24 protein-coding genes and 1 riboswitch are annotated in these 25,645 nt (G+C 69.5%); of the genes, 8 read left to right on the forward strand and 16 right to left on the reverse strand.

The features are described from left to right. Nucleotides 1-5: 5 nt before the first annotated feature. The 5 genes from ribH to rpe form a co-directional block, all read right to left on the reverse strand. Nucleotides 6-488 (reverse strand): 6,7-dimethyl-8-ribityllumazine synthase, encoded by a 483-nt coding sequence (ribH, locus tag OH802_RS20520; protein ID WP_350657968.1) that lies wholly within the window; start codon nucleotides 486-488, stop codon nucleotides 6-8. Then, nucleotides 485-1,756: a bifunctional 3,4-dihydroxy-2-butanone-4-phosphate synthase/GTP cyclohydrolase II gene (locus OH802_RS20525; protein WP_406021540.1), complete on the reverse strand. Its 1,272-nt coding sequence runs from the start codon at nucleotides 1,754-1,756 to the stop codon at nucleotides 485-487. Before OH802_RS20525 ends, ribH begins: the two co-directional genes overlap by 4 nt. Then, nucleotides 1,753-2,349, reverse strand: a complete 597-nt coding sequence (locus OH802_RS20530) for a riboflavin synthase (protein ID WP_406021542.1) — start codon at nucleotides 2,347-2,349, stop codon at nucleotides 1,753-1,755. The genes OH802_RS20525 and OH802_RS20530 overlap by 4 nt, the downstream gene beginning before the upstream one ends. After that, the gene (ribD, locus tag OH802_RS20535) at nucleotides 2,349-3,434 is read right to left on the reverse strand and encodes a bifunctional diaminohydroxyphosphoribosylaminopyrimidine deaminase/5-amino-6-(5-phosphoribosylamino)uracil reductase RibD (protein WP_406021544.1); all 1,086 of its coding nucleotides are present in this window, start codon (nucleotides 3,432-3,434) and stop codon (nucleotides 2,349-2,351) included. The genes OH802_RS20530 and ribD overlap by 1 nt, the downstream gene beginning before the upstream one ends. A gap of 92 nt (nucleotides 3,435-3,526) precedes the next feature. After that, a riboswitch (FMN riboswitch) is annotated at nucleotides 3,527-3,687 on the reverse strand. Nucleotides 3,688-3,737: 50 nt separating this feature from the next. Continuing rightward, nucleotides 3,738-4,406, reverse strand: coding sequence for a ribulose-phosphate 3-epimerase (gene rpe / locus OH802_RS20540; RefSeq protein WP_378819068.1), 669 nt, complete (start codon nucleotides 4,404-4,406; stop codon nucleotides 3,738-3,740). A 306-nt stretch (nucleotides 4,407-4,712) separates the two neighbouring features. On the opposite strand from rpe, the gene OH802_RS20545 reads away from it, so the two are divergent. Together OH802_RS20545 and OH802_RS20550 are read left to right on the forward strand one after the other, a co-directional pair. Next, nucleotides 4,713-5,153, forward strand: coding sequence for a hypothetical protein (locus OH802_RS20545; RefSeq protein ID WP_406021547.1), 441 nt, complete (start codon nucleotides 4,713-4,715; stop codon nucleotides 5,151-5,153). Continuing rightward, nucleotides 5,153-5,527: a hypothetical protein gene (locus tag OH802_RS20550; protein WP_406021549.1), complete on the forward strand. Its 375-nt coding sequence runs from the start codon at nucleotides 5,153-5,155 to the stop codon at nucleotides 5,525-5,527. The genes OH802_RS20545 and OH802_RS20550 overlap by 1 nt, the downstream gene beginning before the upstream one ends. Nucleotides 5,528-5,637: 110 nt before the next feature. Here OH802_RS20550 and OH802_RS20555 read toward each other — a convergent pair whose 3' ends face one another. The 5 genes from OH802_RS20555 to OH802_RS20575 all read right to left on the reverse strand — a co-directional run bounded on the left by OH802_RS20555 (nucleotide 5,638) and on the right by OH802_RS20575 (nucleotide 11,372). Further along, nucleotides 5,638-6,294, reverse strand: a complete 657-nt coding sequence (locus tag OH802_RS20555) for an HAD family hydrolase (RefSeq protein WP_406021551.1) — start codon at nucleotides 6,292-6,294, stop codon at nucleotides 5,638-5,640. A gap of 48 nt (nucleotides 6,295-6,342) precedes the next feature. Next, nucleotides 6,343-7,491 carry a sterol desaturase family protein gene (locus OH802_RS20560; RefSeq protein ID WP_406021553.1) on the reverse strand — a complete coding sequence of 383 codons (1,149 nt, stop codon included), beginning with the start codon at nucleotides 7,489-7,491 and terminating at the stop codon, nucleotides 6,343-6,345. A 62-nt stretch (nucleotides 7,492-7,553) separates the two neighbouring features. Then, the gene (locus tag OH802_RS20565) at nucleotides 7,554-9,059 is read right to left on the reverse strand and encodes an acyl-CoA synthetase (RefSeq protein ID WP_406021555.1); all 1,506 of its coding nucleotides are present in this window, start codon (nucleotides 9,057-9,059) and stop codon (nucleotides 7,554-7,556) included. An 8-nt stretch (nucleotides 9,060-9,067) separates the two neighbouring features. Next, a complete protein-coding gene (locus OH802_RS20570; protein WP_406021557.1) occupies nucleotides 9,068-10,618 on the reverse strand; it encodes an AMP-binding protein in 1,551 nt (516 codons plus the stop codon). Between the two features lie 112 nt (nucleotides 10,619-10,730). After that, a complete protein-coding gene (locus OH802_RS20575) occupies nucleotides 10,731-11,372 on the reverse strand; it encodes a TetR/AcrR family transcriptional regulator (RefSeq protein WP_406021559.1) in 642 nt (213 codons plus the stop codon). Between the two features lie 158 nt (nucleotides 11,373-11,530). Between OH802_RS20575 and OH802_RS20580 the strand changes: the two genes are divergently transcribed. The 5 genes from OH802_RS20580 to OH802_RS20600 are packed head-to-tail and all read left to right on the forward strand — an operon-like array spanning nucleotide 11,531 to nucleotide 17,421. Next, on the forward strand, nucleotides 11,531-12,739 hold the full coding sequence (locus OH802_RS20580; RefSeq protein WP_406021561.1) for an oxygenase MpaB family protein: 1,209 nt from the start codon (nucleotides 11,531-11,533) through the stop codon (nucleotides 12,737-12,739). Between the two features lie 12 nt (nucleotides 12,740-12,751). Beyond that, nucleotides 12,752-13,987 (forward strand): oxygenase MpaB family protein, encoded by a 1,236-nt coding sequence (locus OH802_RS20585; protein ID WP_406021563.1) that lies wholly within the window; start codon nucleotides 12,752-12,754, stop codon nucleotides 13,985-13,987. Nucleotides 13,988-13,989: 2 nt separating this feature from the next. Further along, nucleotides 13,990-16,269, forward strand: a complete 2,280-nt coding sequence (locus OH802_RS20590; protein WP_406021565.1) for a molybdopterin cofactor-binding domain-containing protein — start codon at nucleotides 13,990-13,992, stop codon at nucleotides 16,267-16,269. A gap of 25 nt (nucleotides 16,270-16,294) precedes the next feature. Beyond that, nucleotides 16,295-16,780, forward strand: a complete 486-nt coding sequence (locus OH802_RS20595; RefSeq protein ID WP_406021567.1) for a (2Fe-2S)-binding protein — start codon at nucleotides 16,295-16,297, stop codon at nucleotides 16,778-16,780. Between the two features lie 50 nt (nucleotides 16,781-16,830). Further along, nucleotides 16,831-17,421 (forward strand): TetR/AcrR family transcriptional regulator, encoded by a 591-nt coding sequence (locus OH802_RS20600; protein WP_406021569.1) that lies wholly within the window; start codon nucleotides 16,831-16,833, stop codon nucleotides 17,419-17,421. On the opposite strand, the gene OH802_RS20605 is transcribed toward OH802_RS20600, so the two are convergent. Then, entirely contained in the window at nucleotides 17,422-18,585 is a 1,164-nt protein-coding gene (locus tag OH802_RS20605) for an acyl-CoA dehydrogenase family protein (RefSeq protein WP_406021571.1), read from the reverse strand. 218 nt (nucleotides 18,586-18,803) lie between these two features. On the opposite strand from OH802_RS20605, the gene OH802_RS20610 reads away from it, so the two are divergent. Continuing rightward, nucleotides 18,804-21,104 carry an FdhF/YdeP family oxidoreductase gene (locus OH802_RS20610; RefSeq protein ID WP_406021573.1) on the forward strand — a complete coding sequence of 767 codons (2,301 nt, stop codon included), beginning with the start codon at nucleotides 18,804-18,806 and terminating at the stop codon, nucleotides 21,102-21,104. A 17-nt stretch (nucleotides 21,105-21,121) separates the two neighbouring features. On the opposite strand, the gene fdhD is transcribed toward OH802_RS20610, so the two are convergent. The 5 genes from fdhD to OH802_RS20635 are packed head-to-tail and all read right to left on the reverse strand — an operon-like array spanning nucleotide 21,122 to nucleotide 25,612. Next, nucleotides 21,122-21,958, reverse strand: a complete 837-nt coding sequence (gene fdhD / locus OH802_RS20615) for a formate dehydrogenase accessory sulfurtransferase FdhD (RefSeq protein ID WP_406021575.1) — start codon at nucleotides 21,956-21,958, stop codon at nucleotides 21,122-21,124. After that, nucleotides 21,946-23,205 (reverse strand): MFS transporter, encoded by a 1,260-nt coding sequence (locus tag OH802_RS20620; protein ID WP_406021577.1) that lies wholly within the window; start codon nucleotides 23,203-23,205, stop codon nucleotides 21,946-21,948. The genes fdhD and OH802_RS20620 overlap by 13 nt, the downstream gene beginning before the upstream one ends. Before the next feature lie 22 nt (nucleotides 23,206-23,227). Then, nucleotides 23,228-24,028, reverse strand: a complete 801-nt coding sequence (locus tag OH802_RS20625) for a family 1 encapsulin nanocompartment shell protein (protein ID WP_406021579.1) — start codon at nucleotides 24,026-24,028, stop codon at nucleotides 23,228-23,230. Next, a complete protein-coding gene (locus tag OH802_RS20630; RefSeq protein WP_406021581.1) occupies nucleotides 24,025-25,080 on the reverse strand; it encodes a Dyp-type peroxidase in 1,056 nt (351 codons plus the stop codon). The genes OH802_RS20625 and OH802_RS20630 overlap by 4 nt, the downstream gene beginning before the upstream one ends. A 31-nt stretch (nucleotides 25,081-25,111) precedes the next feature. Then, nucleotides 25,112-25,612: a hypothetical protein gene (locus OH802_RS20635; protein WP_406021583.1), complete on the reverse strand. Its 501-nt coding sequence runs from the start codon at nucleotides 25,610-25,612 to the stop codon at nucleotides 25,112-25,114. Nucleotides 25,613-25,645 lie beyond the last annotated feature (33 nt).

The raw sequence follows: 25,645 nt of genomic DNA on the forward strand, positions 1-25,645 counted from the left end.
GCGTCTCAGTAGTGGCGCACGCAGTCGCGCAGGGCGAGCGCGGTCTCCATGGCCGCCGCGGCGGCCTCGTAGCCCTTGTCCTCGCTGGACCCCTCGAGCCCGGCCCGGTCGAGCGCCTGCTCCTCGTTGTCGCAGGTCAGCAGGCCGAAACCGACGGGGATGAGGTGGTCGATCGCGATCCGGTTCAGTCCGTCGGTGGCGGCCGAGCAGACGTAGTCGAAGTGCGGGGTGCCACCGCGGATGACCACGCCCAGCGCGACGATGGCGTCGTAGCCCGACTTGGCGAGCGCGGCCGCGGCGACCGGAAGCTCGAAGGCGCCCGGGACCCGGACGACCGTCAGGCCGCCGACTGCGGCGTCCTTCAGTGCTCGCTCGGCGCCGTTCAGCAGGCCGGCCATCACCTCGTCGTGCCAGCGCGCGGCCACGACGGCGACCCGCAGGTCGCTCGCGTCGACGACCTCAGGGGTCGGGGCTCCCTTGCCACTCATCGGTTCTCCTCAGACAGATCGGGCAGCGCGTGACCCATCCGGTCACGCTTGGTCAACAGGTAGGCGAGGTTGTGCTCGTTGGGCCGCGGGGTGAGCGGGACCCGCTCGGCGACCTCGACACCGTACGCCTCCAGGTGACTCACCTTCTCGGGGTTGTTGGTCATCAGACGTACCGAGTCGACCTTGAGGTCGCGCAGGATCTGGGAGGCGGCGCCGTAGTGTCGCGCGTCAGCCGGCAGACCGAGATCGAGGTTGGCATCGACGGTGTCGCGACCGCCGTCCTGGAGCTGGTAGGCCTGCAGCTTGGCGAGCAGCCCGATCCCGCGGCCCTCGTGGCCGCGCAGGTAGACCACCACACCGCAGCCCTCCGCCGCGATCCGCGAGAGAGCCTCCCGCAGCTGCGGGCCGCAGTCGCAGCGCCGTGACCCGAAGACATCCCCGGTCAGGCACTCCGAGTGCACTCGCGCGAGCACCGGATCGCATCCGGCGATGTCGCCGTAGACCAGCGCGACGTGCTCGACGTCGTCGTCGATGGTGCGATAGCCGTACGCAGTGAAGTCACCGAACTCTGTTGGCAGCCGCGTCACCGCGCGCCGCTCGACCAGCACCTCGGTACGCCGCCGGTAGGTGACCAGGTCGGCGATCGAGATCATCGCGAGACCGTGCTCGTCGGCGAACTCCCGCAGCTGCGGCGCGCGCTGCATGGTGCCGTCGTCGTTGACCAGCTCGACCAGCGCACCGGCGGGCTCCAAACCGGCCAGCCGGGTCAGGTCGACCGCGGCCTCGGTGTGACCGACCCGCACCAGCACTCCCCCGTCGCGTGCCCGCAGCGGGAAGACGTGGCCGGGCCGGGTCAGGTCACCCGCCACCGACGACGGACCGGCGAGCAGCCGGGTCGTGAGCGCCCGGTCGGCCGCCGAGATGCCGGTCGAGACGCCCTCGCGGGCGTCGACCGAGACCGCGTAGGCGGTCTGCTTGCGGTCCTCGTTGACACGAGTCATCGGCGGCAGGTCGAGAGCGTCGAGCCGCTCCCCCGGAAGCGCCACGCAGATCACGCCCGAGGACCAACGGATCGCGAACGCCATCACCTCCGGGGTCGCCAGCTCGGCGGAGAAGATCAGGTCGCCCTCGTTCTCCCGGTCCTCGTCGTCGACGACCACGACCGGCTTGCCGGCCGCCAGGTCGGCGATAGCGTTCTCGACCGGATCCAGCCGGACCCCCACGTACTGCTCGGTGCCGTTCTCGATGCTGCTGTGCTCGATACTCACGGCTGAACCCCTCCCAGAAGCTTCTCGACGTGCTTGGCGATGATGTCGGTCTCGAGGTTGACCTCGTCGCCGACGGCCCGGAACCCGAGCGACGTACGCGCCAGGGTCTCGGGGATGAGGCTGACCGTGAACGCATCGTCGGTCACGGAGACGACAGTGAGGCTGATCCCGTCGACCGCGATCGAGCCCTTCTCGACGACGTAGCGCGCCAGCTCGGGCTCCAGGGAGATCGTGACGACCTCCCAGTGCTCGCTGGGCTCACGGGAGACGACGCGCCCGACGCCGTCGACGTGGCCCTGGACGATGTGGCCACCGAGCCGGGTGCTCGGGGTGACGGCGCGCTCCAGGTTGACCTGGTCGCCTACCGAGAGCGCGTGCAGGCTGGTGCGCTTGAGCGTCTCCAGCATCACGTCGGCGGTCCACTCGTTCTCGCCCAGAGTGGCGACGGTCAGGCAGCAGCCGTTGACCGCGATGGAGGCTCCCAGCTCGGCGTCCGACAGCACGGTGGCGGCGGAGATGGTCAGGCGTACGGCGTCGCCCTGGTCCTCGATCCCGGCGACGGTGCCGAGCTCCTCAACAATCCCGGTGAACATCACTGCTCCCCTTTCTGTGGTTCCAGAATGCTGTGTGGTTCTAAAATCAGGCGAACGTTCGGCTCCTCGCCCGGTGCGGCCGGAGAGAGCACGTCGACAGAACGCACCCGCGGCCGGAAGGCGTCGGAGATGGTGGTGATCCCGAGGTCGGCGACGGCCGAGCGACCGGCGCCGAGCAGGAACGGGGCGACGTAGACGACGATCTCGTCGACGAGGCCGGCGTCCAGGAAGGCCGCGGCCAGCGTCGGCCCGCCCTCGAGAAAGACATGGCGGCGCTCGCGCTCCCACAGCGCGGCGAGCGCCTCGTGCGGATCGCGCGTACGGAGGTGCAGGGACGGCGCCTGCGCGTCGAAGATCCGGCGGTCCTCGGGAAGGTCGCGTTCCCCCATGACGACCCGGAGAGGCTGTACGCCGACCGGCCGGTCCTCGAGGTCACGGACCGTCAGCGCGGGGTCGTCGACCTCGACCGTGTTGGTCCCGACCAGCATCGTGTCGCTCAGCGCCCGCAGCTTGTGGGTGTCGAGCCGCGCGGCGCGCGAGGAGACCCATCGCGAGGTGCCGTCGGCGGCGGCGCTGCGCCCGTCGAGGGTGGTGGCGAACTTCCAGGTGACGTAGGGGCGCTGCAGCTCGGCCGCCCGGGTCCAGACCCGGTTGAGCTCACGGGACTCCGCTGCGTACAGGCCCTGCTCGACCTCGATGCCCGCCTGCTTCAGCGTGGCGGCACCGCCGGCGGCGACCGGGTTGGGGTCGGCCTGCGCGTAGACGACGCGGGTGACGCCGGCCTCGATCAGCGCCTGCGAGCAGGGGCCGGTGCGGCCGGTGTGGTTGCACGGCTCGAGCGTCACGACTGCGGTCGCTCCCCGAGCAGCCTCACCGGCCTTCGCCAGCGCATCGACCTCGGCGTGCGGCGTGCCGGGCCCGCGGTGGTAGCCCTCGGCGATCATCGATCCGTCAGGCGCCAGGAGTACGCAGCCCACCCGTGGGTTCGGGTAGATGGCAGGTCCCGGGGCGCCGATCGCAGCGGCCAACTCCAGGGCACGACGCATCGCTCCCGGCTCCGGGTCACGCTGGTCCAAGCACTTCATCTGATCCCCTCTGGTCCGTCTCACGGACTCCGGGGTCAGGCCGAGACATCGCGCCGCGCCCTGTTGCTCCAGGGCGGTCACGACGAATCGGGCTGCGTGCGTCTTCCCATCCGGACTTTAACCGTCGGTCCAGGAGTTTCACCTGGTCAACCGATGACTGGCTGCCATCGGGTCGCGGACTTCTGAACCCCACAATTTGTAGAGGGATCCAGTCACCGCCGGCTCGGAATTTCACCGACCCCAGAGCACGCGAGCACAAGCTCGTCTACGACCAGTGTGCCACACACGTGGCACGAGACCGGATCAGGCGTCGACTGCTGAGACGGCCTTGTCGCGCAGCGCGTTGACCATCGCATCCGGGTCGGCGGCCGAATAGACGGCAGAGCCGGCGACGAAGACGTCGGCCCCGGCCTCGGCGCAGCGCTCGATGGTCTCCAGCGAGACGCCGCCGTCGACCTGCAGCCAGGTCTCGACGCCGGCCTTGTCCATCATCGCCCTCGCACGGCGGATCTTGGGCAGCACCAGGTCGAGGAACTTCTGCCCGCCGAAGCCGGGCTCGACGGTCATCAGCAGCACCATGTCGAGCTCGGCCAGCATGTCCTCGTAGGGCTCGATCGGGGTCGCCGGCTTGAGCGCCATCGAGGCGCGCGCGCCCTTGGCACGGATCTCGCGGGCCAACCGGACCGGGGCCTTGGTGGCCTCGACGTGGAAGGTCACCGAGCCGCAGCCGGCCTCGACGTACGCCGGGGCCTCGCGGTCGGCGTTCTCGATCATCAGGTGGGCATCGAGCGGCGTGTCCGTGGACCGTGCGAGCGCCTCGACCATCGCCGGACCGAAGGTCAGGTTGGGCACGAAGTGGTTGTCCATCACGTCGACATGGACCCAGTCGGCGCTGGGGATCCGGGCAACTTCCGCCCCGAGGGCTGCGAAGTCGGCGTTCAGGATGGACGGAGTGATCTGGATGTGGCCCACGGAAGGTCACATTAGTAGGTGCCTCCGGCAGACCCGTCACCACGAGGGGGTCGACCACCCCGTCCGATCGCCGGGCACCCTCATACAAGCCACTCCGCCCCTCGGGCCGCAGCGAAGGCGGCGCTGAAGGTGGACAGGAGATGAGGTGAGCATGGACAGAAATTGGCCTGGAAATGGCCGCCGGATGGCCATGTACGGGATGAGGTGACGTACGGGATTGGTACGGGTTTTGGCCGACGCGGTCGACCCCCAGGCTCCGTCTCAAGGAGCCTGGAGAAGACCAGGACCCGACCCGATCGGAGAACGATGAAGATACTTCGGATCGCAGTGGCCTTGGTCGGTGCGCTGCTGATAACCGGCCTGCTCGGCAGCCCCGCCAACGCTCAGGCGGGGGATGTCGTGCTCTACCACGACGGCCAAACACTCACCGAGCTACGCACCAACGACTGCACAAGCTCCCGCGCTCAGACGCTGCTCTACAAGGGGCCCTTTCCCCGTGCCACAGACATCGACGTCTACTGGGGACCCGACACCAGCGGCTGCAAGATGCGCGTCCGGGTGAAGTACGTGAGAACGATCAACGGCCCCGTCATCACCTCTCCCTACTACTACACGACCGGCGGGGATCGGATCTCGTTCACCAACATCTACCGCTGCTCGACCACGGTCGGCCTGCGCCGCAAGGACGGCACCTACTTCACCAGGACCCAGACCGGTGGCAGCGCGGACGCTGCCGGGTGCCCGTGATGACGCGCGGACGAAGCCGCCTCGCGGTCGCGGCCTGCCTGCTTCCGCTGGTTGCCGTAGGCGCGGCCACCGTGGGCGCCGCTCCCGCCTCGGCAGCCGACAAGTCCTGGACGTACGGCGATGGCTGGGTCAAGTACACCGACAGCACGAACAAGCTCTGCTTCTTCGCCTACAACACCGAGGGACGCCGCAGCGTTCGGAGCGTCCGCTTCCTCGAGGACCGCAACACCTACTGGCCCACCGGCGGCACCTCCGGCGCCACCTGCAAGACGCTCAGGGAGCCCGAGGGGGCGAGCATCAGCTTCCCGGTCGACACCTATTGGGGTGAGCGGGGCACCTGGGTGTCACGAGGCCAACATGTCGTCATCATCTAGGCCCCAGGAGATGATCGGTCACTGATCGATCAGCGAACAGGGACCGGCAGGTCGCTCATCACCACTGGCGCAGCCAGGAGCGGCCTGCCGGTCCATGTCGGAGGTCGCGGTCAGCCGAGGTCGGCGTCGAGACCGGCCAGGTCCGCGTACGTCAATCCCTCGAGCGTGTCGCGGAAGACCCGGCGCTCGCCGGGGGCGACGGGGACATGGTTCTCGACCACCAGGACGGTGCAGCCGGCGGCCTCGGCAGAGCGGGCGCCGGTGTTGGAGTCCTCGACCGCGATGGTGTCCTCGGCCGCGACACCGAGGGCGGCGGCCGCGGTGAGGTAGGGCTCGGGATGGGGCTTGCCGTTGCGGACCATGTCACCGGTGACGATCACCTTGAAGGTGCCCTCCGGGAGCTCCTGGAGGATGGGGCCGACGAACCGGGCGTACGACATCGTCACCAGCGCGCACGGCACACCCTGCTCGAACAGGTCGGTGAGCAGCTCGCGTGCCCCCGGCCGCCACGGGACCTCGCGCTCGACCTGCTCGACGACGCCGTCGAGGAGCATCTCGACGATCTCCTCCGGCTCGTGAGGAAGGCCCATGCCCTCCTTGACCAGCCGCGCCGACTCGATCAGCGCGTTGCCGACCAGCTCCATCGCCTGCTCCTCGGACCAGGTCGCCCCGAAGCGCTCGGCGATGGCGTACTCCGCAGCGATCCAGTAGGGCTCGGTGTCCACCAGAGTGCCGTCCATGTCCATGAGAACAGCCGCAGGTTTCATGGCGGGAATCTTGCCACAGCGCCTTTGCTTGGAGACCGTCGCGCCGCGTCAGCGGACGTACTCGTCGAAGGTCCGCTGGCCGAGGAACGGGGCGACGTGCTGAGCGACGATCCCCACAGGGACGGTCTCGCGCTTGAGGACGCCGTACTCCTCGGGCCAGCTGCCGTCGCGCGGGAGCTTGAAGGAGCCCATCAGCATGTCGATCACCGGCAGGTGGATGGCGTAGTTGCGGTCCCAGTAGTCGAGGTGACGGGCGTGGTGCCAGTGGTGGTAGCGCGGCAGCACGATGAGGTACTCCAACCAGCCGAAGCGGATGCCGAGGTTGGCGTGCGCGACGACCGCCTGGATGCCGACCAGCACGGCGTACGCGTTGACGACCGAGGTCGAGAAGCCGAGGAACAGCAGCGGCAGCAGCACGATGCTGCGGGTCAGCACGGTCTCGACGAAGTGCACCCGGGAGCCGGCCAGCCAGTCGAGCTCGGGGCTGGAGTGGTGCACCGCGTGGAAGCGCCACAGCACCATGATCCGGTGGTAGCAGCGGTGCAGCACCGCCTGGGCGAGGTCGGCGAGGAAGACTGCGAGCAGGAAGGCCACGAGGAACGGCAGGCCGTCGATCCAGGCCTGTACGCCCGGCACCTTCACCGACGAGACCACCAGCGACGTCGAGGTGGTGACCAGGATCAGGATGAGCTGGACCAGGACGTGGCTCATGAAGAAGTAGCAGGCGTCGGTGCGCCACCCCGGTCGGAAGACCGGCACCGGGCGGCGGGCGAAGGCGTGCTCGAGCGGGATGAAGACCAGCGCGGAGAAGAACAGGGCGAGCACGAACCAGTCGAGGCCGAGCGAGAACGGCGAGTCCTCGACCGGGCCGTCGAACGGGACCTCTGTGCCGCCGAGCAGCACCGCGGCGGTCGCTGTCCCGACGCCGATGAAGGCCATCCGCTTGTGCTGGTCGCGCAGCACCGCGATCGTGCCGGCGAAGAATGCGGCCGCCAGGCCGACGAGCAGCAGCGTACGCGCGAAGTCCTCGGTGTAGACGGCGCGGAACTCACGGGTGGTCAGCAGCTCCGGGAAGTGGAAGCAGAGCACCGTCGCCAGGCTCAGGACGCCCAGGAAGCACGAGGCGGCCGGCGCGAGCAGGTGGTGGCGCAGCAGGGCGAAGCGCGGGCGCCGGGTGGCGCGTTCGGTCTCGGGCATGGCAGCAGTCTGGCCGCCGACGCACCCTCACCGCCTGAGTCCACGTACTCAACTCGTTCGAGTCATTCGCGCAGGCGGCGCTTGACCATCTTCCCGGTGGGCGTCCGCGGGAGCGAGTCACGGAAGTGGATCTCGCGCGGGACCTTGTAGTGGGCGATCCGGTCACGCGCGTACACGGTGAGCTCCTCCGCGAGCTCGGGACCGGCAGCGGCGTCCGGGGCGGGCTGGACGAAGGCGGCGACCCGCTCCCCCATCTCATCGTCCGCGACACCGATGACGGCGATGTCGGCGACGGCCGGATGGAGGCTGAAGAGATCCTCGATCTCCTGCGGGTAGATGTTCACGCCGCCGCTGATGATGGTGAACGCAACTCGGTCGGTGAGGTAGAGGAACCCGTCCTCGTCGAGATAGCCGACGTCGCCTACCGTCGTCCACGACGGATGCTCCGGGTGCTTGGCGGCGTCGGTCTTGGTGGCGTCACCGAGGTAGGCGAAGCTGCGGTCGTCGCGCTCGAAGTAGATCGCCCCGACCTCGCCAGGACCGACCTCACGCCCGTCCTCGCCGACGATGTGCGGGACGCCGATGATCGGCTGGCCGACGGAGCCGGGATGCTCCAGCCAGGTCGCGGAGTCGATCGCGGTCGCGCCCATGCCCTCGGTGGAGGCGTAGTACTCCTCGATGATCGGGCCGAACCACTCGATCATCCGGCGCTTGACCTCGACCGGACAGGGCGCGGCGGCGTGCACCACGCACCGCAGCGAGGCGACGTCGTAGGAGCGGCGTACGTCCTCGGGCAGCTTGAGCATCCGCACGAACATCGTCGGCACCATCTGGGTGTGTGTGACGCCGTAGCGCTCGATCGTGGCGAGAGCCTGCTCGGCGTCGAAGCGCTCCATCATCACCAGGGTCCCGCCGTAGGCGTGCACCACGCCGCCGAACCGCAGCGGCGCCGCGTGGTAGACCGGTGCCGGCGAGAGATAGACCGAGGAGTCGTCGAAGGCGTACGTGGTGCCGAAGACGAGCGGGTACACATACCCCGGCTCGCCGACCGTGATCTCCGGCAACGGTGACCTGATCCCCTTCGGGCGCCCGGTCGTGCCCGAGGAGTAGAGCAGGTCGTCGCCGTGGGACTCGGTGAACGGACCCTCGCCCGCGGTCGCCAGCGCCAACTCGTAGGAGGCATAGCCGGCCACCTCGCCGCCGAAGGCCAGCCGGTGGGCCACCTCGACATCCAACGTCGCGACGGCAGGGACGTCGGCCGAGGCGACAAGGGCCTTCGCGCCGCAGTCGGTGACGATGTAGGCGACCTCGTCGGCGGAGAGGTGGCTGTTGACGGCGGTGACGTAGAGCCCGGAGCGCAGCGCCGCCCAGTAGACCTCGTAGGCCTCGGGCCGGTTGTCGGTCAGCAGCGCGACCACGTCGCCGCGCCGCAGCCCGCGGGCGTGCAGGTGACGCGCCAGTCGGAGGCTGCGCTCCTCCAGCTCCTGGTAGGTGAGCACCCGACCCGAGCCCGCCATCACGATGGCGGGCTTCTCGGGGGTGCGAGCGGCCCAGACTCCGGGGAACACGGCCCGCCTCAGCCCTGGGTCCGCAACTCGGTCTTGCGGACCTTGCCACCGGCGTTGCGCGGCAGCACCTCGAGCAGGACGAGGTCCTTGGGAAGCTTGAACCGGGCCAGCCGGGTGGTCAGGAACTCGTTGAGGCTCTCGAGGTCGATCGACCCATCCGGCTTCGGCACGACGTACGCCACCGGCACCTCGCCCCAGCGCTCGTCGCTGCGGCCGACGACGGCCGCCTCCAGCACCGCCGGGTGGGCGTGGATCGCGTTCTCGACCTCGGCGCTGTAGATGTTCTCGCCGCCGCTGATGATCATGTCCTTGGCGCGGTCGACGACCCAGACGAAGCCCTCCTCGTCCTGGCGGACGAGGTCGCCGGAGTGGAACCAGCCACCGACGTACGCCTTCTCGGTGGCCTCGAGGTTGTTCCAGTAGCCCCGGGTGACCGAGGGGCCGCGGTAGACGATCTCGCCGACCTCTCCGACGGCCACATCGTTCATCTCGCCGTCGACGATCCGGTACTGGATCGTCGGGATCGGCCGGCCGACGGAGCCGAGCTTGCGCAGCGACTCCTCCCCACGCAGCACGCAGGTGATCGGCGAGGTCTCGGTCTGCCCGAAGACGGCCACGTTGAGCGCGTTCGGGAAGGTGTCGGCCATCGCCTCGAGCAGGGTCTCCGAGGCCGGGGCGGCGCCCCAGGAGATGACCCGCAGCTTCAGGTCACGCTCCTTGATGCCCGGCAGCGCACAGATCGCCTGCCACTGCTGGGGCACGTTGAAGACGACGGTGGCGCCCTCGCGCTCCCAGGCGTCGACGACCTCGCCCGCGTCGAAGGCGCCGAGGGGATGGATCACGCTCGGGATGCCGAGCACGAAGTTGGCCGCCAGCGAGCCCAGCCCGGCGATGTGGAAGAACGGCGCGGTCATGAACGCGATGTCGGACTCGTCGCCGACGTCGTTGGCGCGGATGCAGGTCAGCGCCTGCATCTGCATGTTGTGATGCGTCAACATCGCGCCCTTGGGCTTCCCGGTGGTGCCCGAGGTGTACATGATCAGCGCCACCGAGTCCTCGGAGATGTCGCCGAGCTCGATCGGCTCGTTGGCCTCCACCAGGCTCTCGTACGCCTCCATCCCCTCGGCTTCTCCGATGACGATCCGGGTCTCGAGGGCGGGCTCGAGGCCGGCGACGGCCGCGGCCAGCGGGGCGAGGAGCTGCTCGGTCACGATGACGGTCGCGCCGCTGTCCTCGACCAGGCCGACGATCTCGGGCGGAGCCAGGCGAGCATTGACCGGCACCGCGATCGCACCGAGGCTGTTGATCCCGAAGACCGCTTCGACGAACTCGGGCCGGTTGAGGGTCAGCAGGATCACCCGGTCGCCCTGCTGGACGCCGCGCTCCCGCAGCGCGCCGGCGAAACGCAGCGATCGCTCGTGCAGCTGCTGCCAGGTGGTGTCCACGCCGAGAAAGCGCAAGGCCGTCGCATTCGGCCGCATCACCGCATGACCGGCGGTCTGGCTCATCCAGTGACTGCGGAACGTCCAGGCCGGGGCCTGCGCAACTCTGTCGGTCATCGGTCTCCCTCTCCCTGTCGGAACCATGCTGTGTGGTTTCCGTCACAGCATTTTTTAATACAGATTCATATTCCAGCGCAAGGGTCGTCTCGGACAGAGGCCCCCGACCGGGTCAGGCGGAGGCCGGACCCGGTCGCGTCGAGCCCTGGTCGCCGGTGAGCGCAGGGACGGTGACCCGGACCAGACTGACCAGCGTGTCGCCGAGCATCCGCTCCAGATGCCCTCGAGGAGCGTCCGCACTGAGCAGCCAGCGCCGGGTCACAGTCGTCGCGAAAGCCGAATAGCCGTGGAGCGCCGTCCTCACGGCCGGGTGCTCACGGACCGCATGCAGCCCGGCAAGCTCGCAGATCTGGTCCACCATACGCTCGATGTAGTCCTCCAGGATCTTCGAGATCTCCTCATCGCGGGACTCACCGACGAAGCCGGAGACGGCAAGCCAGGCGTCCTTGCGAGCGACGACCATGTCGACCCACTCGGCCACGCTGCGGCCGATTCGGTCCTCGACGGTTGCCCCCTCGACGTACGCAGGCATCGGGAGTCGCGGCACGTCGACCAAGCGGCCGATGACGGCGAGGTAGAGATCTCGCTTGGTCGGGAAGTAGTGACTGAGCAAGCCTCGACTGACTCCGCAGGCTCGGGCGAGCTCCGTGGTGGAGACGTCGTCGTAGCGACGCTCAGCGAAGACGTGCGCCGCCGCCGCGACGATCAGGTCGCGCCGTCGGTCGGCCTGCATGCGCACTCGCGGAGTTGCCATCGCCCCATCCTCCCTCAGTCGAGCCAGCCACGCCGTCCCGACACACTTTATCGGCACATTGCCAATTGCTACTGGCAGTTTGCCGATAGTGGCTCTACGCTATCAGGGCCGAAGTGACACGGATCACTTCGAGGACTCGATGATGAGGAGTGGTGGCAATGGCAGACCTCAGCAGACGAAAGCTCTTGATCACGGGCGGAGCGGTAGGCGCCGCCGCGTTGACCGCGCCGCTGTGGACCTGGCCCGTATCGGCGTCGATCGCACGGGTCGGGGCAGGCGCCGACCCGGCGACGGTGTGGGACCCCGAGGCCGACCAGGTGGTCGCCGACCTGATTCAGCACGGCGACGTGGATGCCGTCAACGACGCCCTGCGCGGCTGGACACGCAACGATCAGCCGACCCCGACCTCGCTGCCCAGCGATCTGTACGCCTTCATCGAGTCGGCACGACAGCTTCCGCCATGGGCGAATCAGGCCAAGCTCGCCGACGCCTTCGAGTTCACCGAGCGCTGGGGGCTCTACCTCGGCGTCCTCTACGGGATGAACAGCGGCATGATGTCGACCGCGATCCCCCGCGAGGCACGGGCGGTCTACTACTCCTACGGCGGCAGCGACATGCGCGACCGGATCAAGAAGACCGCCAAGCTGGGCTACGACATCGGCGTCGACGGCCCCTACGGCCCGCGCGGCGAGATGATCGTGACCTGCGTGAAGACGCGCCTGATCCACGCTGCCGTCCGCCACCTCCTCCCCCAGTCGCCGCACTGGGTGGCGGCCGCCGACGAGGAGATCCCGATCAGCCAGCGCGACATCATGGTGACCTGGCACAGCCTGGCCTCCTCGGTGTGGCAGAAGCTCGACGAGTGGGAGGTCGAGCGGCCCGCCGACCTCAGTGAGGGCTACCTACACGTGTGGCAGGTGACGGCTCACATGCTGGGCGTCCGCGACGAGTACATCCCCGCGACCTGGGCCGACGCGCTCAGCCAGCGCGAGCAGGTGCTGGTCCCGCTGCTCGCCCACACCGAGGAGGGCGTCGCGCTCGCCGACATCCTGCTCGACTTCGGCGCCGAGATCGACGGCACCCTCTTCACCCGCCCCGCCCTGGAGTCGATGAGCCGGTTCATGCTCGGCGACCAGGTCGCCGAGTGGCTCGAGCTCCCCCGCCACCCCGCCCTCGACACGACCATCAAGGTCGGCTGGCCCGTGTTCGTCGCCTTCCGCGAGTCCGGCCAGCCACTCTCGCTCGCACCCCCGACCTACTGGATGTTCGACGAGTTCCTCCGCAAGGCCGTGCTGCTCTTCCTCGCTCGCGGCGAGCAGATCAGCATCGAGATCCCCACCGGCAACAACCCCAACTACCCCAGCTGACCGAGGAGCATCATGCACGAGCTCAGCCGACGTAAGTTCCTGATCGCCTCCAGCATCGCCGCCGGGACGGTCGCCTCCCTGGGCGGCCCCATGGCGGCGGCGCGGGCCGCCGTCCCCTGGACCTGGGACCCGGCTCTGTCCGTGGCCGGGACCGGCACCGGCATCGACCCTCAATGGCTGTGGGACGACGAGATCGACCACCTCATGGGCGCCGTCCTCGATCGTGGCGACGTACCCGCCATCAACGCAGCCATCCTCGGCTGGAACCACAACAGCCAGCCGCTCCCCGACGGGCTGCCCGGTGACGTACGTGACTGGATGGCTCGGGCACGCCGCCTGCCCGAGTGGGCGGACATGGCCAAGCTGCGCGCCGCCGCGGCGTTCAACACGTCTAACGGCCTGCTCCTGAACCTCTGCAACGGGCCCGGCGGTGGGATGCTCTCGACCGCGATCCCGCGTGAGGCCAGAGCTGTCTACTACTCCAAGGGCGGGGCGGACATGGAGGACCGGGTCGCCAAGACCAGCATGCTCGGCTTCGCTGTCGGTGACCCCAACGCGTACGAGCCCGACGGCAAGGCCCAGGCGCAGGCCGTCAAGACCCGGATGGTGCACGCGGCCGTACGCAACCTGCTGCCCGAGTCGCCGCACTGGGTCGAGACCAGCGGCGGGCAGCAGATCCCGATCTCGATCGGCGACATCCTGATCACCTGGCACAGCCTGGCGACCTGGACGATGCGCAAGCTCGTCGACTGGGATCTGGACATGACCTCCGCACAGAAGGAGGGTTACCTGCACAACTGGCAGGTCAACGCCTACATGCTCGGTGTCCCCGCCGAGTACATCCCCGCAACCTGGGCAGCCGCGAACCAGCAGTCCGACCAGCTGCTCGACCCGGTCCTGGGCCCGACCTCGGAGGGCGTGGTTCTGACCGACATCTTGCTCGGGCAGCTCGCCGAGCAGACCAGCCCTGGCTCGTTCTCGCGGCCGGCTGTGGACGCTTTGGCCAGGTTCCTGGTCGGGGACCGGGTCGCCGACTGGGACGGCATCGACCGGCATCCGTTCTGGGAGTCGGCGATCCGGACCGCCTGGCCGTGGTTCATCAAGATCCGCCAGGGTGCGGTCAGCCTGCCGTTGGCGCCGGCGCTGGCCTGGACCATCGACGAGGTCGCCCGGCGGTACCTGATGTTCTACCTGACCAAGGGACAGGGCACCGCGATCACCATCCCCGACGGCAACCGCGGCTTCTGACCGTGGAGCAGCTGCGCAGACGCACCTTCCTCGGCTATGTGCTCGCCGCCCCGACGCTCGTCGCGGCGGCCGAGCTCGGCCTGGCCGAGCCCGCCGGGGCGACCAGTCCGGCCACCGACGGCATCCCGTGGCCCGAGCCGACCGAGATCCTCGACCTCAACGACATGATGACGGTCGCCACGATCCCCACGGCGAGCCTGATCACCGTCGAGGTCGGCACCGACGGCACGGTGAGCTTCGCGCTCCCTCGCGCCGAGGTGGGCCAGGGGATCACCACCTCCTCGGCGATGCTGATCGCCGAGGAGCTCGGTGTGCCGCTCGACCGGGTCCATGTCACCCTCGCCGACGCCCGGCCCGAGCTGCTCTTCAACCAGCTCACCGGCGCGTCGAACACCACCATCGCCACCTACATCCCGATCCGGGTCGCCGCGGGAATCGCCCGCGCCCGACTGCTGGCGGCCGCCGCGGCCGAGCTCGGCACCCGCACCGCGGCGCTGACGATCACCGACGGCGTGGTCGTGGGCGGCAGCCGGCGGATCTCGATCGGCGACCTGGCGGCTCGGGCCGCGAGCGTACGCACCGAACAGGTGAACGTGACCCTCAAGCCCGACGCCGACTTCACGGTGATCGGCACTCCGCGCAACCGGGTCGACGCCCGGGCCGCCGTGACGGGGCACAAGAAGTTCACGATGGACCTCGAGGTGCCCGACGCGCTGCCGACGATGGTCTGTCGCCCTCCGACCATCAACGGCACCGTCCGCTCGGTGGCCAACGCCGAGGACGTTCGCACGATGCCCGGCGTCACCGACGTCGTCACGATCTCCACCGGGGTCGCCGTCCGGGCACGCACCTTCGGCCAGTGCATCGACGCGGTTCGGGCGCTGAGGGTGACCTGGGGAGCAGGCACCGCCGAGGGCAAGGACGACGACGCGGTGCTCGAGGAGTTGCGACGCGCCGAGGCGCCGCTGGGGCCGCCACCGCTGACCCCCACGGTGGAGGCCACCTTCACGTTCCGGTTCCGCTCCAACAGCGCCCTCGACACCAACTGCGCCATCGCCGACGTACGTCGCGACCGAGCCGAGATCTGGTCGTCCCTGAAGTCGCCGATCGTCGCCCAGGAGACCATCGCCGCCCGGCTCGGCCTGCCGGTCCCGGCGGTCAAGGTGCACGTCACCGAGGGCGGCGGGTCGTTCGGCCGCCGGCTCTTCTTCGATGCCGCACTGGAGGCGGCCGAGGTCTCCCAGAAGTTGGGCAAGCCGGTCAAGCTCATGTGGCATCGGGCCGACGACTCTCGTCAGGGCCGCGCCCATCCGATGGCGAGGTCACGGGTGCGGGCGGCGTACGCCGGCAGCACGGTGCTCGCCTATCAGCAGTCCCACACCAGCGTCTCGACCGACCTCGGCCATGGCCTCGGAGAGATCATCACGTCGCTCGCCGCGCAGCTGCCGGTGGGTGACCGGGCCTTCTCCGAGGTCTTCTTCCAGCTCTCCCAGAACATGCCCTACAACCTCGGGCCCGCGACCCGGGTGCTCAACGAGACCGACACCGGGTTCAACACCGGCTCGATGCGCAACGTCTACTCCCCCGACATGACCTGTGCCCGCGAGCTGATCGTCGACCGACTCGCCGCCAGGACCGGCAGGGACCCGTACCGCTTCCGGCGCGACCACCTGCGCAACGCCCGCGACCGCGCGGTCCTGGACCGGGTCGCCGAGGCCGGCGAGTGGGGACGTACGCTCCCGAACGGGGTCACCCAGGGCATCGCCTTCCACGGTGAGTACCACTCCACCAGCGCCGTGCTGGTCGAGATCGACTGCCGCGCGGAGACCGTCGACCGCCAGATCCGCGACGCCGTGACCGGCCCTCGGGTCACCAAGGCGGTCATCGCCGTCGACGTCGGCACCGTGGTCAACCCCCGCGGTCTGGAGGCGCAGATGATGGGTTGCCTGATGGACGGTATCGCCCAGACGCTCACCTCCAGCCTGCACCTGCGCGACGGGCACTTCCTCGAGGCGAGCTGGGACAACTACTTCTACACCCGGCAGTGGAACACCCCGCCGGACGTACGCGTCGTCATCGTGCCCGGCTCCGGCGAGCCCGGTGGCGCCGGCGAGCTCGGCGTGGCCGCCTCGATGGCAGCGGTCGCCTGTGCGTACGGCCGGGCGACCGGAACGATGCCCACCGACTTCCCGATCAACCACGACACGCTCGCTTTCGAGCCCAAGCCGACCGTCCCGCCAGTGCCGGCCTCGCCGACCGACGGCCTCGACCACATCGATTGAGAGACTGAATCCACAAGGAGGGCACGTGCCCACCCACACCTTCCGGGTCAACGGCGAGCAGATCAAGGTCGAGGTCCAGGACGACGTACGCCTGCTCTGGGTGCTCCGCGACCTGCTCGGAGTCACCGGTCCCAAGTACGGCTGCGGGATCAACGTATGCAAGGCCTGCACCTCGCACCTCAACGGCCGCGCCTTCAACCCGTGCGCCGTTCCTGTGTCCGACCTGGGACCCGACGACGAGGTCACCACGATCGAGGGGCTCCCCGCGACCGTCGACGAGGGGCCCGACGGACTGCACCCGATGCAGCAGGCATGGCTCGACCACGACGTGGCCCAGTGCGGCTACTGTCAACCGGGCCAGATCATGGCCGCCGTCGACCTGGTGCGGCGGGTCTCGGCGGAGAGGCGCACCGTCACCGACGCCGACCTCGATACGATCCGCAACATCTGCCGCTGCGGCACCTATCCGCGGATTCGCCGGGCGATCGCCGACGGCGCAGCGCGAATGTGACTCCGGATGTGATTGGCGCCACGAAACTGAATCTGTATTAGAATTTCCCCGTGGCATCGAAGTCGGAGAAGACCCGCAAACGCATCCTGGACGCGGCGGCGACCGTGCTCTCGCAGAGAGGGTACGCCGGGATGCGCCTGGGCGAGGTCGCGGACGTGGCCGGAGTCCAGGCACCGGCGATCTACTACTACTTCGCCTCCCGCGACGAGCTGGTCGAGGAGGTCATGTGGGCCGGCGCGCACGACGTCCGCATCCACGTCGAGGAGGTCGTCGCGGCGCTCCCCGACGGGACCGCTCCCCTCGACCGGATCATGACCGCCATCGACGCCCACCTCCGCTACGAGCTGGAGATCTCCGACTACGCGACCGCCTCGATCCGCAACGCCCGGCACGTGCCCGAGGCGCTGCGGGATCGGCCTGCCGCCGAGGAGTCGCTCTACAGCCACTACTGGCGTGACCTCTTCGACGCGGCCAAGAAGGAGGGCGCGATCCGCGACGACCTCGACGCCACGACCTTCCGGATGCTCCTGCTCGGCTCGCTCAACTGGGTCCTCGAGTGGTGGCGGCCCGAGGTCCGCCCTCTCGAGGAGGTGATCGCCGTCGCCCAGGACATGGTGCGACGGACGGTCACCGGCTCCTGATCACAGTCCGAGGTCGCGGCCGACGATCTCTTTCATGATCTCGGTCGTGCCGCCGTAGATGGTGGTGATGCGGGAGTCGAGGTAGTCCTGCGCGATCCGGTACTCGAGCATGTAGCCGTAGCCGCCGTGCAGCTGGACGCAGCGGCCGACGATCTGGACGTACTGCTCGGTGGCCCAGAACTTCGCGGCTGCGGCGTCGACGGCGCTCAGCTCGCCGCGGGAGTGCCGGGCGAGGAGGTCGTCGATGTAGGAGCGGCTGACCCGGACGGCGGTGACCATGTCGGCCAGCTCGAACCGGGTGTTCTGGAACGACCCGATCGGCTTGCCGAAGGCCTGGCGCTCCTTGACGTACGTCAGGGTGCGCTCGAGCACGCCCTCGGAGGCCGCGACCGCGTTGGCGGCGATCGAGATCCGCTCCTGAGGCAGGTTGCGCATCAGGCCGAGGAACCCGCTGCCCTCCTCTCCGAGCAGATTGGCCACCGGGACGCGTACGTCCTCGAAGAAGAGCTCGCTGGTGTCCTGCGCGTGCAGCCCGACCTTCTCCAGGTTGCGGCCGCGCTTGAAGCCCGGGCTGTCGGCCTCGACAACGAGGAGGCTGATGCCCTTGTGAGGGTCCTCGCCCGTGCGCACCGCGGTGACGATCAGGTCGGCGTTCTGTCCGTTGGAGATGAACACCTTGGAGCCGTTGACGACGTAGTCGTCGCCGTCCCTGACCGCCGACGTGCGGATGCCGGAGAGGTCCGAGCCGGTGCCGGGCTCGGTCATCGCGACCGCCACGACCAGCTCGCCGGCGGCGATGCCCGGGAGCCAGCGGCGCTTCTGCTCGTCGTCGGTCAGATCGGTGAAGTAGGGGATCACGATGTCGTTGGAGAGCCCGACGCCGGCGAGGCCGTCGGAGACCGGGTGTCGGGCGAGCTCCTCGCCGAGGATCGCGTTGAAACGGAAGTCGCGGGTGCCTCCCCCGCCGAACTCCTCGGGGATGTTGAAGCCGAGCACGCCGGCCTTCGCGGCCTCGGTGAACAGCCAGCGGTCGACCTTGCCCTCCCTGCTCCAGCGTTCGGCGTTGGGGGCCGCGTGCTTGTCCACGAACGCGCGGACGGTCTCCCGGAACGCCTCGTGGTCCTCTTCGTACAGGTTGCGATCCGTGGGGATGGCACCGCTCATCAGCTACTCCGATCTGCCGTTTTTTAAATCGTATTAGATTTCAAAACTCTGTCAAGAGAGGGCTGCTTGTCGCCGACCACCGCCGAGGCTGTCGGAGACGACACGATCGCGCCGCCGGCCACGTCGACGCTCGCGATGACGGCCCGGCGGGATTAACGTCGAGAACGAGGCGAGGCCGCCCGGCGCGCCCGCGGTCACGACATGCACAGGAGCGCGAGATGGTCGACCAGGACACCTCCGGCGAGGGGCCCGTGCCCACGGGTGAGTGGAAGCAACGCGACTACCACCATCCGGCAGCCGGCTGGGGTGCGGCGACCTCGGTCATGAAGGTGCTCGGCCGCGAGCACGCCATCGCCTCTGGGACCAGGGCGATGTTCAAGATGAACCACGAGAACGACGGGTTCGACTGTCCCGGCTGCGCCTGGCCCGACGACCTGAAGGGGCTCAAGCTCGACCTGTGCGAGAACGGTATGAAGCACGTCGTCTGGGAGATGACGAGCAAGCGCGTCGACCGCGACTTCTTCGCCGCCCACACGGTCTCGGAGCTGGAGACCTGGTCCGACTTCGAGCTCGAGGATCAGGGCCGGCTGACCGAACCCTTGGTCTACGACGAGGCGAGCGACCGCTACGTCCCGGTCAGCTGGGCCGACGCTTTCGCGCTGGTCGGCGAGACCCTGCGCGGGCTCGACGGCCCTGACGAGGCCGCGTTCTACACCTCGGGCCGGCTCGGCAACGAGGCCACGTTCCTCTACCAGCTGTGGGCACGCGAGTTCGGCACCAACAACCTGCCCGACTGCTCCAACATGTGCCACGAAGCCTCGGGGCGAGCCCTCACCGCCGCGCTCGGCACCGGTAAGGGTACCGCGGACCTCGAGGACTGGGAGACCGCCGAGGCGCTCTTCATCCTCGGCGTCAACGCGGCCTCCAACGCGCCCCGGATGCTCACCGCGCTGACCGAGGCGTACGACCGCGGCGCCCAGATCGTGCACATCAACCCGCTGGTCGAGGCGGCCGCCCGCAAGGCGATCATCCCGCACGAGTTCGTCGACATGGCGCTCAACAAGGCCACCCGCACCAGCACCCTCAACCTGCAGGTCCGCCCCGGTGGCGACCTGGCCCTCCTTCGTGGGATGGCCAAGACGCTGCTCGAGGAGCACCGCACCGACCCGAAGGCGCTCGACGTCGAGTTCATCGAGCGATACACCTCGGGTTTCGAGGCCTACCGGTCCCTGGTCGAGACGACCTCCTGGGCCGACCTCACCCACCAGGCCGGGCTCAGCGAGGCCGACATCCGCAAGGCGGCCGCCGTCTACTCCGCCTCCGACCGTACGCTGATCAGCTGGTGCCTCGGCGTGACCCAGCACGAGCACGGCGTCGACACCGTGCGCGAGATCGTCAACGTCCTCCTCCTGCGCGGCAACCTCGGCCGCGAGGGCGCCGGCCCCTCCCCCGTACGCGGCCACAGCAACGTCCAGGGCAACCGCACCTGCGGCATCGACCACAAGCCGTCCGCCGCGTTCCTCGACCGGCTGGGCGAGGTCTGCGACATCACCCCGCCGCGGAAGCGCGGCCTCGACACCGTCGGCGTCATGCGGGCCATGAACGAGGGCGACGTCAAGGTCTTCGTCGGCATGGGCGGCAACTTCGTCATGGCCGCCCCCGACACCGTCTACACCGCCAGCGGCCTGCGCAGCTGCGAGCTGACCGTCCAGGTGAGCACCAAGCTCAACCGCAGCCACCTCGTCCACGGCCGCAAGGCGCTCATCCTCCCCTGCCTGGGCCGCACCGAGAAGGACCACCAGACCGCTGGTCTCCAGGAGACCTCCGTCGAGGACTCGATGAGCATGGTCCACCTCTCACGCGGGATGAAGCGGCCCGCCTCACCCCACCTGCTCTCCGAGCCCGCGATCATCGCCGGAATGGCGCGGGCGACCCTGCCCTCGAGCACCAGCCCGTGGGAGGCGTGGGTCGAGGACTACGACCGGATCCGGGACGTCATGGCCAAGGCCCTGATCGGGTTCGAGGACTTCAACCGCCGGGTCCGCCTCCCGCTGGGGTTCCGGCTCAAGCAGCCCGCCCGCGAGCTGGTCTTCCACACCCCCACCGGCAAGGCGGAGTTCCTGGCGTCGCCGCTGCCGGACGTGATCCCGGCCGACGACGACGTGCTCGTGCTCCAGACGATGCGCTCCCACGACCAGTGGAACACCACGATCTACTCCGACGACGACCGCTATCGGGGCATCAAGAACCTGCGTACGTTGATCCTCATGCACGAGGACGACATGCGCACGCGCGGGATCACGGAGGGCTCGCTGGTCGACATCGTCGCCACCGCCAAGGACGGCAGTGTCCGGTCGCTTCGCGGCTACCGCGCCCTGCGCTACGACCTTCCTCGCGGCAGCGCCGCGGGCTACATGCCGGAGATGAACGTACTGATCGGGGCCAGCGACTACAGCGTCCAGAGCGACCAGCCGCTGATGAAGAACCTCAAGGTCCGGGTCACCCCGAGCAGCAGCTGACGCTCAGTCGACGGGACTCAGCCGACGGGGACGGCCTCGATGCGGTCGGTTCCTGCGTAGATGTTCATCGAGGATCCGCGCAGGAAACCGACCAGGGTCAGGCCGTTGTCGTCGGCCAGGTCGACGGCGAGCGAGGAGGGGGCCGAGACGGCGGCGAGCAGCGGGATGCCGGCCATCACGGCCTTCTGGACGAGCTCGAAGGAGGCCCGGCCGCTCACCATCAGCATGCTGTTGCGCAGCGGTACCAGACCTTCGCGCAGCGCGTGCCCGATGACCTTGTCGACCGCGTTGTGGCGGCCGACGTCCTCGCGTACGCAGAGCAGGTTGCCGTCCGCGTCGAAGAGGCCGGCCGCGTGCAGACCGCCGGTGCTGTCGAAGACACGCTGCGACTCCCGCAGCCGTTCCGGGAGGGTGGTCAGGAGCTCGGGCGTGACGTGGAGGGTGTCCTCGGCGACCGACCAGGCCGAGGAGGTACGCACCGCCTCGAGCGACGCCTTCCCGCACAGCCCGCACGAGGATGTCGTGTAGAAGCTGCGCTCGAGGGAGGCGTCGGGCGGCGGGACGTGCGCTGCCAGGCCGACGTCGACCACGTTGTAGGTGTTGCCGCCGTCGGCGGTGGCGCCGGCGCAGTAGCGGACGCTCGCGACGTCGTCGGCGGAGTGCACGACGCCCTCGCTGACCAGGAAGCCGATGGCCAGGTCGAAGTCGCCCCCGGGGGTGCGCATCGTGACGGTCAGCGGTCGCCCGTTGACCCTGATCTCCATCGGCTCCTCCGCGGCCAGCGTGTCCGGCCGCCGCGAGATGACGCCGTCGCGTACCCGCAGCACGGGCCGTCCAACTGTCACTCTTCCCATGTCAGCTCCTGTGGTGTGGGGTCGGGTCGTGAGGGGTCATGGTGGGCGTGCCTGGCGGCGTGCACGGCTGCGCCGATGAGCAGGATGAGGCCGATCAGGGCCAAGCCCGCTAGGAGTTCAGGGTATGACGCGGACCTCGCCATGACCGCCAGCAGGAGTGGTGCCAGGAAGCCGCTGTGGGCCACGCCCTGGAACAGAGCCGACACCGTCGGCAGCGCGCCGGGCGGGGCGAGGCGCCCGATCTCGGCCAGCCCGGACTCCAGGGTCAGGCCGTAGCCGGCGCCGAGGAAGACCGCCGCGCCGAGGACCAGGAGCGGCGAGACCTCCTCGATGGCGAGGGCGCCGAGCAGGAGCCCGATGACCACGGTGCCCATCGCGACGAGGGTTGCCCGGGCCGTTCCGGGACGGTCGATCTTCGCCGCTAGCGGCTGCACCGCCAGCCCGACCAGCAGCGTGACCGCGGCGACCAGGCCACTGAAGAGCGGCGCGTGGTCGCGGACGCGGTCGAGGACGAACGGCGGGAGGACGACGTAGGAGACCGTGACCGCCGCGAAGATCGCCGGGCTGGCGGGCAGCACGATCCCGACGAAGCGCGGGTGGGTGATGGCCGACCAGCGGTCGCTCGCCGGCGCGACGGGCGGCGGCCCGGGTATCGAGCACATCTCCGGGATGCGGGCGGTCAGCGCGAGCACCAGCAGCGCGAAGCCGCCGTGCACCAGGCACGGGACCACGGACGGCGCCGGGAGCCAGGCGGCGAGGGTGCCCGCGAGCAGCGGCCCGAGGGCGAAGCCGGCGCCGGTGGCGTACACGGCGAAGCGTGCGCCGCGGTCGGCGCCCGGCGAGAGCGCGCGTAGCCACGCGGCACCGGCCGAGACGATCAGCCCGGCCGCGACCCCGGTCGCCAGCCGGCTCGCGACGACGACCTCGGCAGACACCTCGGCCAGGGCCAGGAGGAGGCTCGCGGCGGCGGTGATCGCCAGGGCGATGCGTACGACCCTGCGGTGGCCGAACCTGTCGGCGGTCCGGCAGCCGAGGAGCAGCGCCGGGACCAGACCGGCCAGGTAGACGGTGAACACCTCGACGACCGACATCGTCGACCAGCCCGCCTCGAGCCGGTAGACCACCGACAATGGCGTGAACTGGTTGGCGCCCCAGCCCGCCGCCACCAGCGCGGCCGCGACCAGGACCCGGTCGGTGCGCGCCGCAGGCGCCATGGTCGCCTCAGGCTTTCCCCCGATCGCACTCACCGCGGCCACCGCCCTTGTCCGCTCAGCCGACCGGCAGAGGAACGCTCGCCTCCGCCGTGTAGGCGAAGAACGTCAGCGACTCCTCGAGGTAGAGCTCGATGCCCTCGGCGTCGTGGGAGGTGTAGCCGATGGACAGGTCCATCCCGAGATGGAGCTCGTGGTCGCCACCGCGGGTCGAGACCAGCAGTGCGCCCTCCAGCGCCGGCGCCCAGACGATCTCACCGTCGAGCAGCCGCGCCAGGTGGTGCAGGATCGGGTAGCCGTGGTCGGTCGTCTCCGAGACGGCGGTGTAGGCCTCCGCGGAGAGCAGCAGGTCGTACGGTCCGTCGACACCGGCCAGCCGCAGCGCGCTGACCGCCTTGGCGACCGCGTCGGGCACCTGCCGCGGGTCGGAGGGCAGCGGCACCGGCGTGTTGGAGCTGGCCGGGGCGATGCCGGAGATCCCGGCAGCCGCGGACCCGTGGAAGATCGCCTGGTCCTCGGCGCCGGCGATCGCGGTGGCGGCGTCCTTGACCGGCTGCCAGTCGGAGTCCTGGGCACCGCGCTCGACGTCGTCGACGGCCCCACGGGTGACCCGGAACGGGGCTCGCAGCTCGACGAGGAGCTGAGCCTGCCGCTGACGCGCAACCACCCCGTCGGCCGGCGCCTCGAGGGGCGTGAGGTGACCGGTGCCGACGGCCGCGAGCTCGCTGCCCGACGGGCCGACCACGTCGACGACGCGGCGGCCGGCGATCAGCCGCTTGAACGTACGCCGTGCCTCCTCCTCGATCTGCCCCCAAGCGGACTCGGAGATGGGGGCGAGCTCCCGATGAAGGTTCCTCATGCGTGATCACTCCTTCCGGCGCTGTGCGCCAAGCTTCCGATGCCGAGCGAGCCGTCGACGGCCGGCTCCGGTTCTGGTTCCTCGGGCCGTGCGGTCGGGGCGAGGAACGGATCGGGGTCCTCGAGGAAGGCCGCGGGCGGAACGAAGAAGAGGCATCCGGTGACGGCCGTGGAGAAGTCGAGGATTCGGTCGTGCCGGCCGGGCGTACGCCCCAGAAACATGTTCCGCAGCATCTCCTCGGTCACGCTCGGGTCGGCGGCGTAGCCGATGAAGTACGTCCCGAACTCCCCTGTCCCCACCGCTCCGAACGGCATGTTGTCGCGCACGATCGCGCGTTCGGTGCCGTCGGGATCGGTGATGGTGTTGAGCGCGACGTGGGAGTCGTCGGGCTTGACCGAGTCGGCCAGCTCGATGTCGCTGAGCTTCTTGCGGCCGACGACCAGCTCCTGCTCCTCGACCGTGAGTTTGTCCCAGGCGTCGAGGTCGTGGAGGTACTTCTGGACGATGACGTAGCTGGCGCCTGCGTACGTCTCCTCGGGGTCGGCCCCGTCGTAACCGACCAGCGCTGCCGGACCGGACTCGGCTGCCGCCGTGGGGCTCTCGGTGCCGTCGACGAAGCCGAGCAGGTCACGCTCGTCCCAGTAGCGGAAGCCGTGGACCTCGTCGACGCAGTCGACGAGCCCGTCGAAGAGCACCATCAGCTGGCGGCCGAGCTCGAAACAGAGATCAGGGCGTCCGGCACGTAGGTGGAAGAGCAGGTCGCCGGGCGTGGAGACCGCCACGTGCTTCTCCCCCGCCAGCGGGCGGAACGGGTGCAGCCCGTCCGGGCGCGGAGCGGCGTACAGCCGGTCCCATGCCTCCGCCCCGATGCCGACCACACAGCTGAGCGCCGCCTCCGGGATGCGGAAGCCGATCGCGCGGGTGATCCCGGCGACGTCCGCGAGCGCGTCGCGCGCCTCCTGCTCCTTCCCGTCCCTGACAGTCACGGTGAGGAAGATGGCCGCCTTCGCGGGTGGTGCCAGTACGTCCTGTGCCCGGTCCTGCGGCGTCACCTGGGTCTCCTGCCTTCTCGCATCTCGGTCATCACTGAGGGACGCAGCCGCGGTGGTTGTTCCGTTCCTGGGCCCGCGCCCGGACGCCGGCGTCGCAGCAGAAGCCGCGACCGCTGCGCTTGAGGCAGAGGAGTCCGACGCACCGGCCGTCCTCGACCACGGCGAGCCGGCGGACGCCGAGTGCGGTCATCCATGTCCAGGTCGACCACAGGTCGGCCCCCGAACCGACCGTCCGGCCCGACAGGGTTCCGAGCGCCGTCGCCGGGTCGGCTTCGCGCACCTCGGTGAGGTCCTGGCGCTCGATGACGGTCAGGAGCCTGTCGCCGTCGGTAACCAGCGCGGCATGGACGTGGTCGTCGTGGAAGAACTCGCGTGCGTCACCACCGGTCGCCGTGGCCGGGAGCAGCTTCGGCCGGCGGACCATGGCGTCGGCCACGGTCGCCTCGCCGGGCGCGTACGCGAGCCGTCCGCCGCCGAACTCGACCCCACCCTCGTTGCGGGTGGTCGACTCCTCGATCCTGCTGAGGGGCACCTGTCCTCTTCTCGTTCGCGCTGCCGGTTCTGG

Source organism: Nocardioides sp. NBC_00850 (assembly GCF_045207335.1).
In the GTDB taxonomy this organism is placed as follows: Bacteria; Actinomycetota; Actinomycetes; order Propionibacteriales; family Nocardioidaceae; genus Nocardioides.